We start from the raw sequence: 15,678 nt of genomic DNA on the forward strand, positions 1-15,678 counted from the left end.
TACCTCCAGTTAAACTACTTCTTCTTTTTTAATTACTATTGGTTTATTTCTCGCTGTAATGATTCGATCCCTTGTAATGATTACTTGTTTATCCGTAATCACATTTTCGATATGTGCTCCTTCTTCAATGTCACCCTTTTGCATAATGATACTGTTTTTAACTACTGCACCTTTTTTAACTTTTACTCCTCGAAAAATAATACTATTTTCCACGGTGCCTTCAATAATACATCCATTAGCAATTAAAGAATTAGATACCTTTGATGAATTTGTGAATTCGGCAGGTGCTTCATGTTTAATTTTGGTGAAAACTTCCCATGAATCATAAAAAAAGTTACGAAGAATTTCTGGGTTAAGAAATTCCATATTACTGGCATGGTATGTATCTAGGGAATGAATAAATGGCATATAACCCGTGAACTGATACCCCTGCACTTTCAAATTTACTAAATTTGCTTTAACAATATCTTTCAAAAAATCATACTCATCATACTCAATACAGTTCTTAATCAAATCTATTAATAGTTGTTTTTTAATCACATATGTTTCCAAACATACTTTGTCACCTTTCTTAGGTGACGTATAAAGGTTTATATCAAGGACTTCATCATTTGTATCAAGTGAACATTGATGATAAATTGGTCTTTTAACTGGTACACCATCATAATCCTTATACAGAACTGTAATATCAGCTTCACTACGCTCGTGTTCTTTGATCACATCGTTAAAGTCAATTTTACATATATGATGCCCTGGAGCAATAATTACTGTATCTGCAGTTGCACGTTGGAAAAATTCTAAATGATCATAGAACTGTTGTAAATCTCCTCTAATCTTTTCATCAGGATGAATGGAAGGAAGAATAAATAAACCTTGTGAGCGATGATCAAGATCCCATTCCTTTCCAGAACCTAGATGATCCATTAATGATCTATATTTATCTTTTGTGAAAATGGCAACTTTACTGACGGAGACATTCATAAAGTTTGACATAGTGAAATCGATCATCCGATAGCGGCCGCCAAAGGGTAAGGAGGCAAGGCAACGGTGATGGGTCAATTCTTTTAATATTGGTCTTTCATTTACAAGATTTATAACACCTAATACATTCCTCATATAAACTACCTCCTATTATAAAGCTTGTAGCAAAGCTGTTTTAGATGAAACCATCTGATTTTCACCAATTAATGTAAGTCCTTGTTTTGAGTCAGAGATAATAGCGCCATCTTCGATGATTGTACCAGTACCGATTATTGCCTTTTCAATTATTACATTATTCCCGATTTTCACATTTGGCATAATTACAGAATTTTTTACGATAGAGCCCCTTCCAACTTGGACATTATAGGAAAGAACAGAATGGTTTACCATCCCAAATACCAAACAGCCTTCATTGATCAAAGATTGGGTCACATCAGCATCTTCAGATATATATTGTGGGGGGTGATTGGCATTCCCTGCGTATATTTGCCAGTTTGGGTCTCCAAGCTTGAAATCAGATGATTCTTCCAATAAATCCATATGCGCTTCCCATAAGCTTTCAATAGTACCTACGTCTTTCCAGTAACCTTTAAATCGATACGCTTGTAATTTTGCTTCATCATTAAGCATCTTTGGAATAATATCTTTACCAAAGTCATTGGTGGAACTGCTATCCTGTTCGTCTTCTGTTAAATATTTTTTTAAATGTTTCCAATTAAAGATATACACACCCATCGATGCTAAATTACTTTTTGGATGTTTCGGTTTTTCATCAAATTCAATAATTTGATCTGTTTCGTCGGTATTCATTATGCCAAAGCGATTTGCTTCTTCCCATGGCACCTCTATAACAGCAATGGTCGCATGTGCACCCTTATCAATATGATCTTCAAGCATTTTATTATAATCCATCTTGTAAATATGATCACCTGAGATAACAAGTACATATTCCGGGTCGTTATGATCGATAAAATGGAAATTTTGGTACACTGCATTTGCGGTACCTTTATACCATTCACCTCCATCTTTCCCTTGATAAGGCGGAAGCATAGATACCCCTCCCTTATTACGGTCTAGATCCCACGGGCGACCGTTTCCAATATATGAATTCAAAAGATGCGGGCGATATTGAGTAAGTATGCCGACTGTATCAATACCGGAATGTGTACAGTTGCTTAAGGTAAAATCGATAATCCGATATTTCCCTCCAAATGGTACTGCGGGTTTAGCTAAGTCACTCGTCAATTCCCCCAGCCTTGAACCTTGACCACCTGCTAAAAGCATTGCAACCCATTTCTTAGATGTCATTTGTATTGACTCCCCTTTTTCTTGTTTTTGTTTCTTTCATAAAAATAGCAACCCCTAGCGGTGGCACGGTAATTTCCATACTGCATGGAAGGTTATTATGCGGGATCTTACTGGCCAGTATTGGAGCTGAATTTAACTGTCCCGATCCGCCAAATGCTGTAGCATCGCTATTAAATGCTTCGTAATATTTTCCGATGGACGGAACTCCTATTTGATAGTTATGGTAAACATCGGATGAAAAATTACAAACAACAATGCAATAATCGCCCTTCCGTTTTCCTTTTCTCATAAAGGTAATCACGCTTTGTTTCGCATTGTCCGCATCGATCCATTGAAAGCCGGCTTGCTCATGATCTAGGCGCCAGAGAGAACTGGTTTCCTGATAGAATTTATTTAATTCTTTATAGTATTTAAAAAAAGTAGAGTGAGCATCAAAATCTAATAGCAACCAATCCATTTCTTGCGAGTATTTCCATTCGTCAAACTGACCAAACTCACTGCCCATAAACACAAGTTTTTTCCCAGGATGTACAAACAAATAGCCAAATAAGAGGCGTAAATTCGCAAACTTTTGCCAGTAATCGCCTGGCATTTTGTTTACCAATGACCTTTTTCCATGCACTATTTCATCATGTGAAAATGGAAGGACAAAATTTTCTGAAAATGCATATAAAAATGAAAAAGTTAGTAAGTGATGATGCTCTGGTCGTTGATTAACATCAAGCTTCATATATTTAAGTACGTCATTTGTCCAACCCATATTCCACTTATAATTGAATCCAAGTCCACCTGCAATAGTGGGACTTGTTACCAGCGGCCATTCAGTTGCTTCCTCCGCCATCATGAGGACACCGGGATATTTTCGAAAAATGGTTTCATTTAACTTTTTTAAAAAATCGATTGCCTCAAAATTTTCTTCACCACCATACTGATTTTTCAATTTAACTGGAAGTGGATTATCATGATTCAGATAAATCATAGATGAAACTGCATCAATTCGAATTCCATCAACATGATAGACATCCATCCAAAACATTGCGTTTGAAATTAGAAAGCTTACGACTTCAGGTTTGCTATAGTCAAAGCTATATGTCCCCCAGATTGGTCGCTCGGCTCGCATAGGATCTGTCGATTCGAAGAGAGGTGTTCCATCGAACTGTCCAAGACCATGGACATCTTTACAAAAATGTGCGGGTACCCAATCAAGAATCACACCAATACCCTTTTGATGGCATTGATCTATAAAATACATTAATTGCTCAGGTGTACCGTATCTGCTAGTCGCTGAGTAATATCCTGTTATTTGATAGCCCCATGAACCATCGTAGGGATGCTCCATAACAGGCAGCAACTCAATATGTGTAAAGCCATTTTCAATTGCATAATCGATTAATTCGTCTGCGAGTTCTTGATAATTATAAAATCCACCATCTTCTCTTTGTTTCCAGGAAGCCAAGTGAACTTCGTAAATCGCCATCGGTTTGTGGTAAATATCTTGCTTTACTCGCTGGGCCATCCATTTTTGATCTTGCCATTCAAAGGTATTTAAATTGTAAACAATAGAAGCTGTTGCTGGCCGCATCTCTGAATAAAAGGCATACGGATCTGATTTTAATACCTTCCGTCCATCTACTCCTATAACTTCATATTTATAGATGTCTCCATGCGCTAGCTCAGAAACTAATAATACCCAGAGGCCAGAATGATCTAAGCGTTCCATTAGATGTTGGGTACCATTCCAATTATTAAAATCACCTACGATGGATACCTGTTTTGCATTTGGCGCCCAAACAGCAAAACGCACACCTTGAATATCGCCTTCATCAAGTATATGAGCTCCAAGCATCTTATAACTTTCAAACAGTGTTCCTTCATGAAAAAGGTATACATCAAAATCACTAGGGTATTGCAAGCTATTCGTCTTCAAAATCTCTACCATTTCAACACCTCTTTCAATCTATGAATATTTCATTTTATATATCAGTACTTCTCTTTGATTATTCGCCATCAATTTTAAAACACCTTTTATTATTTAACTTTTCTTAATAATAGATAAATTTCGACAAAAAAAGCCCTCCATTGAATGAAGGACTTTTGAAAATATATTTTGTTCTTGAAAAATAAATAACGGAAATATACTATAGTTGACCACAGACTAGTTATCAGCTGTCCTCCCTATTAAAATGCAATCTTAGAACTCCTGTAAATTAAGATCAGTCATTTCCTGTCAATTGTATAGAAGGTGTAGTAATCCTACGGTTTAAAAATAAATAGGAAAGGGAGACAGACCACGCTAGTGGAGTGTTGCCATTTGGAACATTTTTACCGCCAATATATAATTCAGGTACCTCCCAATTTTCTGGTACGATTCGTTCCGTTTTATTTACATATTCATAAGCCCTATCATGCATGCCAAGTTCAAAATAGCACAATCCTAGCCAAGGTAGTCCGAAGCACCATTCTGCTTCGCTCCCTTCGTTGTAATATTGATCGTTCTCATAACGAATACAGCCATTTGTTCGCTCTAGGCGTTCGGAAACCATCTCGACAATTTTAAGTGCTGTTGTCCTTTCAACAATGCGATATGGATAGATAAGTGAAAGAAGGGATAAATCGGTTTCTTTTGTTTCACTTTCCCTAGGCAATAGAAAACGCAGCGTCTCTTCACCTTTTTGAATCAGTTCATCTTTAACATTTACGAGCATTTTAACCGCACGTAACCCCGCCACACATGCACCTACACTTGAAGCATGCAGTTCCATATTCTCTTCCCACATTCCATTATCCTTTGCCTGCCAGTATTGAAGACACTCTAGATAGTCGACTAGCTTCTGAACAATAGCAAGATCTTTCTCATCACGGATTACTTTATGTCCGTGACTCACTCCAACTCCTACTCCCCATAGGAATGCTCCGATAGCATCGTTCTGAGCATGACCCCATTCTTGGCTCAATTCCTTTAAATCTGTAGAATATCGTGAATGAATATATTCAAATAGATAAACCGGTTTTTTTTCTCGGTGAATGTCGATTTTCCATTCATAGGTTTTAAATAGTTCAAATAAAGCATGATATGCTTTTTCATACCTATCAGATTGGCTTTGCAAAAAAGGCAAAACTGTGTATACGACATCACGTATCCAAACAAAATGATAGTCTTTTGAAACACTGGCAGTGTAAGCGCCGTTCTGTAGGCGCATCCGATCTAATACTTCAATTGCATTGTTGATATTCATATACGAGACCTCCCTTAAATAATACCTTTACAGTGATTGTTAACCATTTGCGTTTATTCTAGACAAATCATTCCCCGAAAGCGCTTCCTTTTTATAATAAAGAGATTTAACTCAATTTCATAAAAGAGTATTTTGTAGGAAAACCGAACAAATTTGATTTCCGCTTCAGGCGGCTGTTCCGCTGGAGTCGCTGACTTATAAGTACAGTCAACTATATCTACCTATAAAGCAATTACCGAATGTAGAATCACGTTAACGTTCATTTTTTATTGATATAAGTAATTAAAAATTGACTCATTTAAATACTTATATTTTATGTAGGATTCTGTTATTTGGAAAAGCAATAGACCCAATACACAAAAATGTTTATTTGCGTTGGAAAAATGCCAAAAATTCCATTTGGTTAACAGTGTAAGTATCTTTTATTGCTAATACCCCTAAGATATAAATTCAAATCACCTTTTGACATTTATTCCTCGAATAATGTTTACTAACCCATATTGACATATCTTCTTTATGTAATACCAACTTATTAAGAAAAAAAACATAACGATGCCCTTTAAGGGTTACGTCATGTTTCGTTTAAATCCAAATATTTAAAGTTGATCTACGGCTTCCTTCAATATTTCATACGAGCGTCTTCTAGCTTCCTGATCGAAAACATATGTAACAGCCATCAATTCATCTACTTGAAATGCTCCTAAGAATGAATTTAATTGCTCGGTGATTTTATTTCGGTCGCCTTTAAAATTATAAGCCGACATTCTACGGACCGCATTTTCTTCTAAATGATTCCACTGACCTTCCATGCTATCAACTGGAGGCTGTAATAGGTCCTTTTTCCCAGTAACTACATTTAAATAAAAAAGATCACTAGTTGTAGATAGCTTTTCCGCTTTCTCATTTGTATCTGCTGCTATTACATTTACACAAATTATCACGTATGGTGCAGCTAAATACTCAGAAGGAACAAACTTACTTCTGTAAATTTCTATTGCAATTTCCATTTGCTGAGGGGCAAAATGTGCAGCGAATGCATAAGGTAGCCCTAATCGAGCAGCCAATTCTGCACTTGAGGTACTTGAGCCAAGGATATAAATTGGTACATTGGCACCTACACCTGGAAATGCACGAACTCCACTTTGGTAATTTAATGATTTAAAGTAATTTTGCAATTCCACCACATCCTGTGGGAAAGAGAAAGAAGTTTCCTGTGTCGTTCTTCGTAGAGCATGAGCCGTTTGCATATCCGTTCCTGGAGCGCGACCAAGTCCTAAATCTAGTCTATTTGGATAAAGGCTTTCTAGTGTACCAAACTGCTCTGCAACAACAAGTGGTGCATGATTTGGCAACATAATTCCACCTGAACCTACTTTAATAGTTTCTGTTTTTTCCAACACATGCCCGATTAAAATGGAAGTAGCGGAGCTAATCACATTCGGTGCATTGTGATGTTCCGTTAGCCAATATCGATTGTATCCTAGTTTTTCTGCATATTGTGCAAGACTAACCATATCTTTAAAAGCTTCTTTATTTGTCTGACCTTCTTTTACGGCCACTAAGTCCAAAACAGATACAGGAATGGACTGAAGTTTTCTATTCATATTTTTTCTCTCCTTCGGTATTCAAACATCTCCATTTGATAATAGAGCCAAGTAAAAGTTTCTTCAAGGTATCTGCTTCATAGTGACAGAAACTAAAACTGTCATATCGCATAGAAATATTTGTTGAACTTTTTGATTGGAATTTAATTTCTATGTAGATTTCTCATATTAAAAAGCCCATCCTCAAAGGATGAGCCTCCATCGCTTCCTATACTTTTAAAAGTTTTACCTATCATCAACAAAAATATTATCTCATTCCCCTAGAATTCTTTTGCTATTTCCTTAACAATTTCATCAATCGTAGTGGAAGCACCTGATTTGTTTTGGACTAAAACACTAAAAATATAAGACTGTCCACTACTTGCTTCTAAATAACCACTTAGTGTACTAACACCCGTTAATGATCCTGTTTTTGCATAGACTTTTCCAGCTGTTAATGGGTCCTTTAAGCGATTCCTTAACGTACCACCTATCATTCGATCTGTATTTGCAGCTACTGGTAAGCTAGTAAAATAGGTAGTAAACCATTCTTCACCTTGCACTTTAAATAACAACTCACTCATTGATAAACTCGATACCCTATTTTCATGAGACATTCCAGAACCATCTTCAAATTGCCAATCTGCCATATCAACGTTAATAGAATTTCCATATTCTCTTAAAACTTGTAAACCTGCCTCTGTGCTACCATGATGATTTTTAACTTTACCCATTGTTTTCACTAATATATCTGCAATTCCGTTATTACTAAGTTTCATATACGGGATTAGCATTTGCTCTAGTGTCATTGATTGCTTCCTTGCGACGAGTTGAGCACTTTTTGGTGTTGCAGCTTGAAATACTTTGTCTTTTGAATACTCGATTCCTGCTTCTGCTAAAACCGCTTGGAACATTGATAATGTATGTGTAGTTGGATGTTTGACAGTCACCCATTCTCTTTTAGTCTTATCGACAGGAAGATTCCCACTTACGACAATCTTGTTTGTTTCGTATAATCTTTCAATGGTTATTGTATTGGCTTTTCCTGCTTCCACTGTCTGCGCTTCGTTTACTATTTGTAAATCGCCAATATGTGGCGTTATTTTAATAGATGGCAAGTCCCCAACAGTAGTTCCGATTGCTTCAACTATAATCGTACCAGTATCATAATCTGTGTTAGGAGATGTAGTTAAAGCTGAAATAGGTGCAGCATAATAATAAGATTCGTCCCCAACCCAAATTCCTGGTGTCAATAAATCATCATCAAACCATTTGTCATCCCCTACAATCCGCCCATCAACTTTATGAATACCCTCTGCTTTTAACTCTTTTACGAACAGTTGTAAGTCTTCTATAGATAGGGTTGGATCACCTTCACCTTTTAAATAGACATCTCCTTTTAAAACTCCATTAGACATCTTTCCAGAAGTATAGAGGCTCGTACTAAAACGATAATCCTTACCTAGTACATCTAAAGCAGCTGCAGTAGTCAACAGTTTCATATTAGATGCTGGTTTTACGGCTGTAAGCCCATTGTAGCCATATTTTATTTCACCTGAAAACCGGTCTCTTACAGTAATACTTACATCTGCTCCAGCTAGTTTTTCGTCTATAATGTTAGTAATAGAATCACTTAAGGTTTTATCTATTACTTCCTCAGCTTGTGCGCTATTTTGAAAACTAATCATTCCCAAAACCAGTACCCAAGCCATCATCATTGTCATCCATTTTCTCTTCATGTTTTTCCTCCTAATCTGAATTTTAAAAATATTGCTTAGGAGTATATTCATCAAAAAGATAATTTATCCTTTAAAACTATAAAAAATAGGCTTTTCGATCGGGATTGAACGTTTCAAACCACATCGATAAACCTATATTCAATAGAATATTAAGAAGAATAATATTTGTATACTAATTTTTATTCACGATTAGATATTATTCATTCGATCAATTTCCCGCTTCATCTCCATTTCATGTTTTTTCAGTTCTTCTGTAAACATACTTCTAATTCCTTCTTTGTCACCGAACATTAGGATGAAATCACCTTCCTGAAGCTTCGTATTAAGTCTCTTCTTCCGAATGATAATTTCACCACGCTTAATTAATAATACATTTATGTCTTCCACTGAATTTAGTTTTTCTCCCAATTCCTCTCCAATCATCTTAGAGGAACTATGTAGAGGAATTTCCACTAAGTAATCATTTTCTTCCGTTAGAAAGACTTCTTTTATTGTCAAATCCTGAAGATCAAAATTCTTTTCTAGTTCACGTTTGAATAAATCGGATAGTCTGTTCTTTACTTTATTCATTTTCAAAACAAATAGGCACAACACTAATATTCCAGCTGCATAACCTATTTTCATCGTGAAAAATTCATCTGAGAGGATGCTACTAATGGCAGAAATAATTACTGCTAATGAAAATGCTCCAAAAAGGATTAAAAAAGCCCCAAGATTCCTTCGTATGGGATGATCAATAATTAGTTCTGATTCTCCTGTGGTAAATCCAGTTCCTGTAAGCATGGAAATAACCTGAAATCTTGCAATAGGTTTTTTTAGTCCGGTAAAAGTAAAGAGAATGGTAATAATTTCTATGACAACCAAAATAATTGTTAGATAGATAAAAATAAATAAATACCCCATTTGGTTCTACCTCCGATTGTATCTGTGAAATATCACTTAACCTTTAACCTCACCTTCCCATAATCGATCAATTTAAAACATACTAGATTCTGTTTTTTCATAAACAGAGTAAGGAAAATAATTTTAAGGACGATGTTCCTCCAATAAAAAAAGCATTCAACAAATTGTCGAACACCTTAATAGTGAAATTATTTATTTAACATATCCGGATATAATCTTACCCCTGATGAATGCATTCGTTTTGTCCTGGATTTTGAAGAGGTGGTTGTAAAACTGGTATGAAATTATGTTGTCCTACTAAATGGTAATACGGGTTAACACCTGGATTTACAGCTAAAATATTCTCAAGGGTTATATGAAAACGCTGTGCGATTCCCCAATAATGATCACAAGGTTGAACAAAATAGATAAATCTACCATTAGATAAATTATTCTTATGCTTCTACTTTCCTCTCCTATTTATGAGTCGACCAAAAAACTTAGCATATATTTAAATCATGTACATATTATTCCACTCAGTTAAATTAGGTAAGTCATATAAAAAATATAACCAATAGGTTTTATTACATGAGTGAACGCTGCTTCTTTAAAAAGCATTCAACCTTCCTATTCAAAAAGCCCACATACAAAGGCCTGTGGACTCATTTCAATATATCTTTTACTCGTTTCACAAACTCATCCGTGTCATAGGAAAAGTATAACTGGCTTGCAAGTCTGACAGGATCACCAAAGAAAAATCGTTCATATAATGTTTGTCTTGAGCCAAATGGGCTCATCGTTAAGTCCCAAGCTAATCGGAACAGTTTGACACGGTCCTCACCGTTGCCTTCACTGGATTGTAAATAGTGATTTAACTCTTTTCTAACAGCTGATTGAAAAGCATTTTCTGTTGGAATAGACATAAGTCCACTGGCACCTAGGAGCTGAATGATTTCTGTAAACCTCGGATAGATGCGCGGAAATACATTCATTGCAATTTGTAATGTGGCGCGATCTGGTTGCATCCATCCACCTTTATCAACTTTGGCATCAACTTCTGATTTTATTACTAAGGCTTTCATGGTCTCCAAAGCCACTATTATTTCAGATGCCTTTTCTTGAACATGCTGATATTCCTCTATATTAATGGTTTCGATAATGGATTGGACAATCCCCAATATAAACTCAGTTTTCACAATCTGCCTAGATGCTACTTGATGGAGGGTAAATGGTAGGAACGAACTCGACTTCATAAAATTATTTGAAATAGCAATATTGTCATAATAAAATACGCGTTCCCAAGGAACTAAAACATTATCAAACACTACAACACTATCCATTTCTTCATATTTCGAACTTAATGGATAGTTAAATGTAGAATCGCCTCCTACAAATGATTCCCTACAAAGAAACCTTAATCCTTTAGTATTACTAGGTATGGAAAATGCGAAACTATTCTCGTCTTCTACTTTCCCACCCGTGGAGATAACTAGTAGTTCATCCGTTATTCCACCCTGTGTTGCAAGGAGTCGGGCACCTTTTATAATAATTCCTTCATCGTTTCTATCTATTATTTTCGCAGAAATCGGTTCGTTCGAACGTTCAACATACAATGATGTACGATTTACTTGTGGTTCTATAAACGTATGGGTCATGGAGATATCATTTTCTCTTGCATATTCATAAAATGTTTGTAGATTATCTGGAAAACAGTTCTTTTGATCCTGCAAAAAATGGATGGATGAAGCTAGAGCCATTAAGACGGTGTTCATATAATCTGGACTTCTTCCCAATAGCCCATTGTTCAGTTTAGCCCAGTGCTGTACCATTCCACGTCTCAAAACTAAATCCTCTTTTGTCTTTGGCTGTAAGTACGACAGGCCTACCTGCTCTTTTGTAGTTGGTGATTGATATGTTAGGGCTTTATGTTGTTGAAGATCGTACAGGGCTGCCTGACTATTTATTATTCCTTTAAACGCAGGATGCTCCGAGATATTTCCTGTAACTGGCTTACCGTCAATCCAAACGTCCGTTTTCAGTTGGTCAATTCGTTTTATATATTGTCTCCCCGTTATAGCCGGCATATTCTGATCACTCCTAGTGCATCTGACTGTTCTTAGCATTATATTATTGCTATTTAAGTGGAGTTGTGACAAATTCAGAAAGTTGGTAGAACGAAAAAAACCAGCCTCCAAATATAATTTAGGAGGCTGATTGTAGATAACATTTCCTGACATGTTAATATTAAAAAATGATCAGTTTAAGTTACGAATTTTATTTAAAGTGTTCCACCAGAACCACCATCAATATTAATGGATGTTCCAGTTACATATGACGCTGCATCGGATACTAAAAAAGTAATGACATTTGCTGCTTCAGCTGTTTCACCAATTCTATTTAGTGGAATCGAAGGACCTACTACATTTCTAGAATATTCTTCCCAAGTAAGTTCTCGGGCATCCTTTTTCCACATTGATTCGATTTGATTACTTCTGATGAGTCCAATACATACTGTATTCACACGTATATTATCTTTTCCTAAATCTTTACTCATCGCTTTCGTCAATGCCATTCCAGCTGCTCGACTAACCGTCGTTGGTAAAGAATTAGCAGGAGGTGTTTTTCCCAAAACCGCCGTTACGTTAACGATGGCTCCACCGCCAACTTTTCTCATATAAGGAATTGCAGCTTTTGAAGTATGTATCGCTCCAAATAATTTCAAGTCTAAATCCGTTTGCCATAAATCTGTATCAACAGATTCAAAATGATTCGCAGACGAAGTGCCAGCGTTATTAACTAAAATGTCAACATGCCCATAATGATCTACTGTTTTCTGAACGATTTGTTGACACGCTTCCTCTTTAGTAATATCACCAGGCACAACTAATACTTCTGCTCCTGTTTCAGTTTTAATAAATGCTGCAGCCTCCTTTAAGTCTTCTTCACCACGAGCGCAAAGAACTACTTTCGCACCCTCTTTAACTAATTGTAATGCTGTTTGTAAACCTATCCCTTTACTTGAACCAGTAACTATTGCCACTTTTCCTGATATTCCCAATTCCATTATGTTGCCCCCTCTAATTCAGTAATCTTATCCATCTTTTATTATATTACAACTTTATTATTTGTCAGAATTATTGCTCATACAAATACAGCGGATATACTAGATTTATAATTACTTCTTATTTAAAAACAGGTAGAATGATTTCCAGCGAATGACACACTCTAATGTAAAGGAGATGAGATTAAGTTTGAAGAAAATAGTTATTGCACTTGGTATTATTACTCCTACTCTATCTTTCGCAACACATATACCAATAGTTGCTCCTGCACAACAAGAAATACCAGCATATGCTAAATGGGGACAGCTTGCTATAAAAGAAACACAATCCAAATATCCTAATGCGAGAGTTATTGACTATCTTCACGAAGGAAGCGAATCTAGAGAAAATAATACAATAGAGAAATTTAGGCTTTGGTTAAAAGATGATATGAAAGAATTTGGTGTCTCTGTTAAAATAGAATTTAATACTGAAACGCATGAGGTGATCCATATTCAAATTGAAGAAAGCCAATGACTAATCTTGCTAGACATCGGCTTTCTATCAAAGAATCACTCATTTGTTACATTATTTTCAAAAGATTTGCCATTTCGATTGCCGATATTGCTGCATCGTATCCTTTGTTTCCAGCTTTTGTACCTGCTCGTTCAATGGCTTGTTCAATAGATTCTGTTGTAACAATACCGAAAATAACAGGTACTCCAGTTTGTAAACCTACTTGCGCAATTCCTTTTGCCGCTTCATTACATACATAATCATAGTGAGTAGTAGCTCCTCGGATTACTGTCCCTAGCCCAATAACAGCGTCGTACTTTTGTGATTCAGCCATTTTTTTTGCAATAAATGGAACTTCAAATACACCTGGAACCCAAGCTACTTCAATGTTATCATCCGCTATTCCATGACGTTTTAATCCATCAATTGCACCATCTACTAATTTTGCATTGATGAAATCATTAAAACGACCTACGACAATTCCTATTTTCAATTCTGTACCGATTAAGTTTGCCTCTATTGTTTTTACCATTTTGTTCTCTCCTTAGCTAGCTTTAATATTTTGTAAATAAATTGATAATTCTTCTATCGTTACAATTTTCAATTGGAATTGCTTTGCAAATTCCATTAAATCGGGTAACCGTGCCATTGATCCATCGTCTTTCATAATTTCACAAATTACACCAGCTTTTGCCGACCCACAAAGTATTCCAAAATCAACAGTTGCTTCTGTATGACCACGTCTTTCTAATACACCACCAGGCTTTGCAATCAGAGGAAAGACATGTCCAGGTCGCTTAAATTGAAGCGCATTTGCTTGAGGGTTAATAACTTGCAGCATTGTTTCTGAACGATCAAATGCACTAATACCTGTAGATGTTTTCTCATGATCTATAGACACAGTGAATGCAGTTTGATGAACATCCGTATTATGAGAAACCATTGGATGTAACTGTAGCTCCTCTGCGATTTCCTCATGAATCGGCATACAAATCAACCCTCGACCATACTTAGCCATAAAGTTAATATTTTCAGGTGTTGCAAATTCTGCTAGGCAAAGAAAATCCCCTTCGTTTTCGCGATTTTCATCATCTACCAAAATAATTAGCTTTCCTTGTTTTAAATCAGAAATTGCTTCCTCAATTGTATTTAGCATATTCTCATCTCCTTAAAAACCATTCTGTGTTAAAAAGTCTCTTGTAATAGACGATTCTTTTTTATTCGTAGCATACTGATGCACATACTTCCCTAGCATGTCACATTCTAAATTGACTAGTTCACGTTCTTTTTTTTGACCTAAAACTGTTTCTTGATTTGTATGGGGAATCAGTGAAACAGTAACTAAAGACTTCGATATTTCAAATATCGTTAAACTTGTGCCATCAATCGTAATAGATCCTTTCGGAATACAATAATTACTAACATCTTCGGGTATTGTAATATCAATATAAACTGCATTTGCGGTAGGACGCTTCTTCAAAATTGTACCGACACCGTCAACATGTCCTGAAACGAAATGTCCACCGAATCGTCCGTTTGCAGCCATTGCCCTTTCTAGATTTACTGCTGAACCACTGTTTAACAATTTTGTAGTAGTCGCTTGAAACGTTTCTGGCATAACATCTACAGTAAACTCGGATTGTGAAAACGCAATTACTGTTAAACAAACTCCATTCACCGAAATGCTATCACCCAATTTTATATCTTCTAAAATTCTTTCGGCACGGATAACAAGTTGCATACTATTGGCACTTTTTTGAACGCTCTTTATTGTGCCTTTTTCTTCAACTATTCCTGTAAACATTTTATCCTCCTCCTTCAAACAAAAAACTCCGTACACATAGGTGTCGGAGGAAAATTAGGTAGATTCAAATAAGCTTTTAGCCATATTTCTCAAAAAGCATTGTCCTACTCCTTCTCCCATCCAGACTGTAACTGTCGGCTTTGGATTTACACCAAATCATGCGTTTTACCGCTCACAGGCTCTGAGATTTCTCTCTTACTGTCGATTGGGACTTTCACCCGACCCCGAAGGATAAATTATTCAATTAAAAAACGCATCCAAAATGTATCGGATGCGAGAGAAGTCATACTTTAATAAGCCCCTACGTTTCGTTTTTTAGCATAACTAAAAAACCTCTACTATAGGCACCTAATCCTTCTCCCATCCAGACTATAACTGTCGGCTTTGGATTTACACCAAATCATGCGTTTTACAGCTCACAGGCTTTGAGATTTTCTCTCTTACTGTCGATTGGGACTTTCACCCGACCCCGAAGGATAAATTATTCAATTAGAAAAACGCATCCAAAATGTATCGGATGCGAGAGAAGTCATACTTTAATAAGCCATTTCGTTTCAATTTTTAGCATAACTAAAAATCTCTACAATA

The 15,678-nt window shown here is 36.1% G+C and carries 12 protein-coding genes, 1 pseudogene and 2 riboswitches; of the genes and pseudogenes, 1 reads left to right on the forward strand and 12 read right to left on the reverse strand.

The window, feature by feature from the left end; all coding sequences use genetic code 11:
- Positions 1–9: 9 nt before the first annotated feature.
- The 9 genes from glgD to ACIQX2_RS00300 all read right to left on the reverse strand — a co-directional run bounded on the left by glgD (position 10) and on the right by ACIQX2_RS00300 (position 12,793).
- Positions 10–1,116 carry a glucose-1-phosphate adenylyltransferase subunit GlgD gene (gene glgD / locus ACIQX2_RS00255; protein WP_402845800.1) on the reverse strand — a complete coding sequence of 369 codons (1,107 nt, stop codon included), beginning with the start codon at positions 1,114–1,116 and terminating at the stop codon, positions 10–12.
- 15 nt (positions 1,117–1,131) lie between these two features.
- On the reverse strand, positions 1,132–2,289 hold the full coding sequence (locus ACIQX2_RS00260; RefSeq protein WP_402845802.1) for a glucose-1-phosphate adenylyltransferase: 1,158 nt from the start codon (positions 2,287–2,289) through the stop codon (positions 1,132–1,134).
- Positions 2,279–4,228 (reverse strand): 1,4-alpha-glucan branching protein GlgB, encoded by a 1,950-nt coding sequence (glgB, locus tag ACIQX2_RS00265; RefSeq protein ID WP_402845804.1) that lies wholly within the window; start codon positions 4,226–4,228, stop codon positions 2,279–2,281. The genes ACIQX2_RS00260 and glgB overlap by 11 nt, the downstream gene beginning before the upstream one ends.
- Before the next feature lie 274 nt (positions 4,229–4,502).
- A complete protein-coding gene (locus ACIQX2_RS00270; RefSeq protein WP_402845806.1) occupies positions 4,503–5,525 on the reverse strand; it encodes a glycoside hydrolase family 15 protein in 1,023 nt (340 codons plus the stop codon).
- Between the two features lie 596 nt (positions 5,526–6,121).
- Entirely contained in the window at positions 6,122–7,129 is a 1,008-nt protein-coding gene (locus ACIQX2_RS00275; RefSeq protein WP_402845808.1) for an LLM class flavin-dependent oxidoreductase, read from the reverse strand.
- Positions 7,130–7,389: 260 nt separating this feature from the next.
- Positions 7,390–8,847 carry a D-alanyl-D-alanine carboxypeptidase/D-alanyl-D-alanine endopeptidase gene (dacB, locus tag ACIQX2_RS00280; protein WP_402845810.1) on the reverse strand — a complete coding sequence of 486 codons (1,458 nt, stop codon included), beginning with the start codon at positions 8,845–8,847 and terminating at the stop codon, positions 7,390–7,392.
- A 189-nt stretch (positions 8,848–9,036) separates the two neighbouring features.
- Entirely contained in the window at positions 9,037–9,750 is a 714-nt protein-coding gene (locus ACIQX2_RS00285; RefSeq protein WP_402845812.1) for a TrkA C-terminal domain-containing protein, read from the reverse strand.
- Between the two features lie 641 nt (positions 9,751–10,391).
- On the reverse strand, positions 10,392–11,813 hold the full coding sequence (hpaB, locus tag ACIQX2_RS00295; protein ID WP_402845814.1) for a 4-hydroxyphenylacetate 3-monooxygenase, oxygenase component: 1,422 nt from the start codon (positions 11,811–11,813) through the stop codon (positions 10,392–10,394).
- 194 nt (positions 11,814–12,007) lie between these two features.
- A complete protein-coding gene (locus ACIQX2_RS00300) occupies positions 12,008–12,793 on the reverse strand; it encodes an SDR family NAD(P)-dependent oxidoreductase (protein ID WP_402845816.1) in 786 nt (261 codons plus the stop codon).
- Between the two features lie 187 nt (positions 12,794–12,980).
- Here ACIQX2_RS00300 and ACIQX2_RS00305 point away from each other — a divergent pair, with 187 nt between their 5' ends.
- Positions 12,981–13,307, forward strand: coding sequence for a DUF3889 domain-containing protein (locus ACIQX2_RS00305; RefSeq protein ID WP_402845818.1), 327 nt, complete (start codon positions 12,981–12,983; stop codon positions 13,305–13,307).
- A 46-nt stretch (positions 13,308–13,353) separates the two neighbouring features.
- Here ACIQX2_RS00305 and ribH read toward each other — a convergent pair whose 3' ends face one another.
- The 3 genes and pseudogenes from ribH to ribE all read right to left on the reverse strand — a co-directional run bounded on the left by ribH (position 13,354) and on the right by ribE (position 15,090).
- Complete coding sequence (ribH, locus tag ACIQX2_RS00310) at positions 13,354–13,818, reverse strand: 6,7-dimethyl-8-ribityllumazine synthase (protein ID WP_402845820.1); 465 nt, start codon at positions 13,816–13,818, stop codon at positions 13,354–13,356.
- Between the two features lie 36 nt (positions 13,819–13,854).
- Positions 13,855–14,442 (reverse strand): annotated as a pseudogene (ribB, locus tag ACIQX2_RS00315) (3,4-dihydroxy-2-butanone-4-phosphate synthase); the annotation flags it as partial.
- 12 nt (positions 14,443–14,454) lie between these two features.
- Positions 14,455–15,090, reverse strand: a complete 636-nt coding sequence (ribE, locus tag ACIQX2_RS00320; protein WP_402845822.1) for a riboflavin synthase — start codon at positions 15,088–15,090, stop codon at positions 14,455–14,457.
- A 104-nt stretch (positions 15,091–15,194) separates the two neighbouring features.
- A riboswitch (FMN riboswitch) is annotated at positions 15,195–15,326 on the reverse strand.
- Positions 15,327–15,438: 112 nt separating this feature from the next.
- A riboswitch (FMN riboswitch) is annotated at positions 15,439–15,571 on the reverse strand.
- Positions 15,572–15,678: the final 107 nt, after the last annotated feature.

This window comes from Psychrobacillus sp. NPDC096623 (assembly GCF_044762655.1).
Taxonomy (GTDB): domain Bacteria; phylum Bacillota; class Bacilli; order Bacillales_A; family Planococcaceae; genus Psychrobacillus.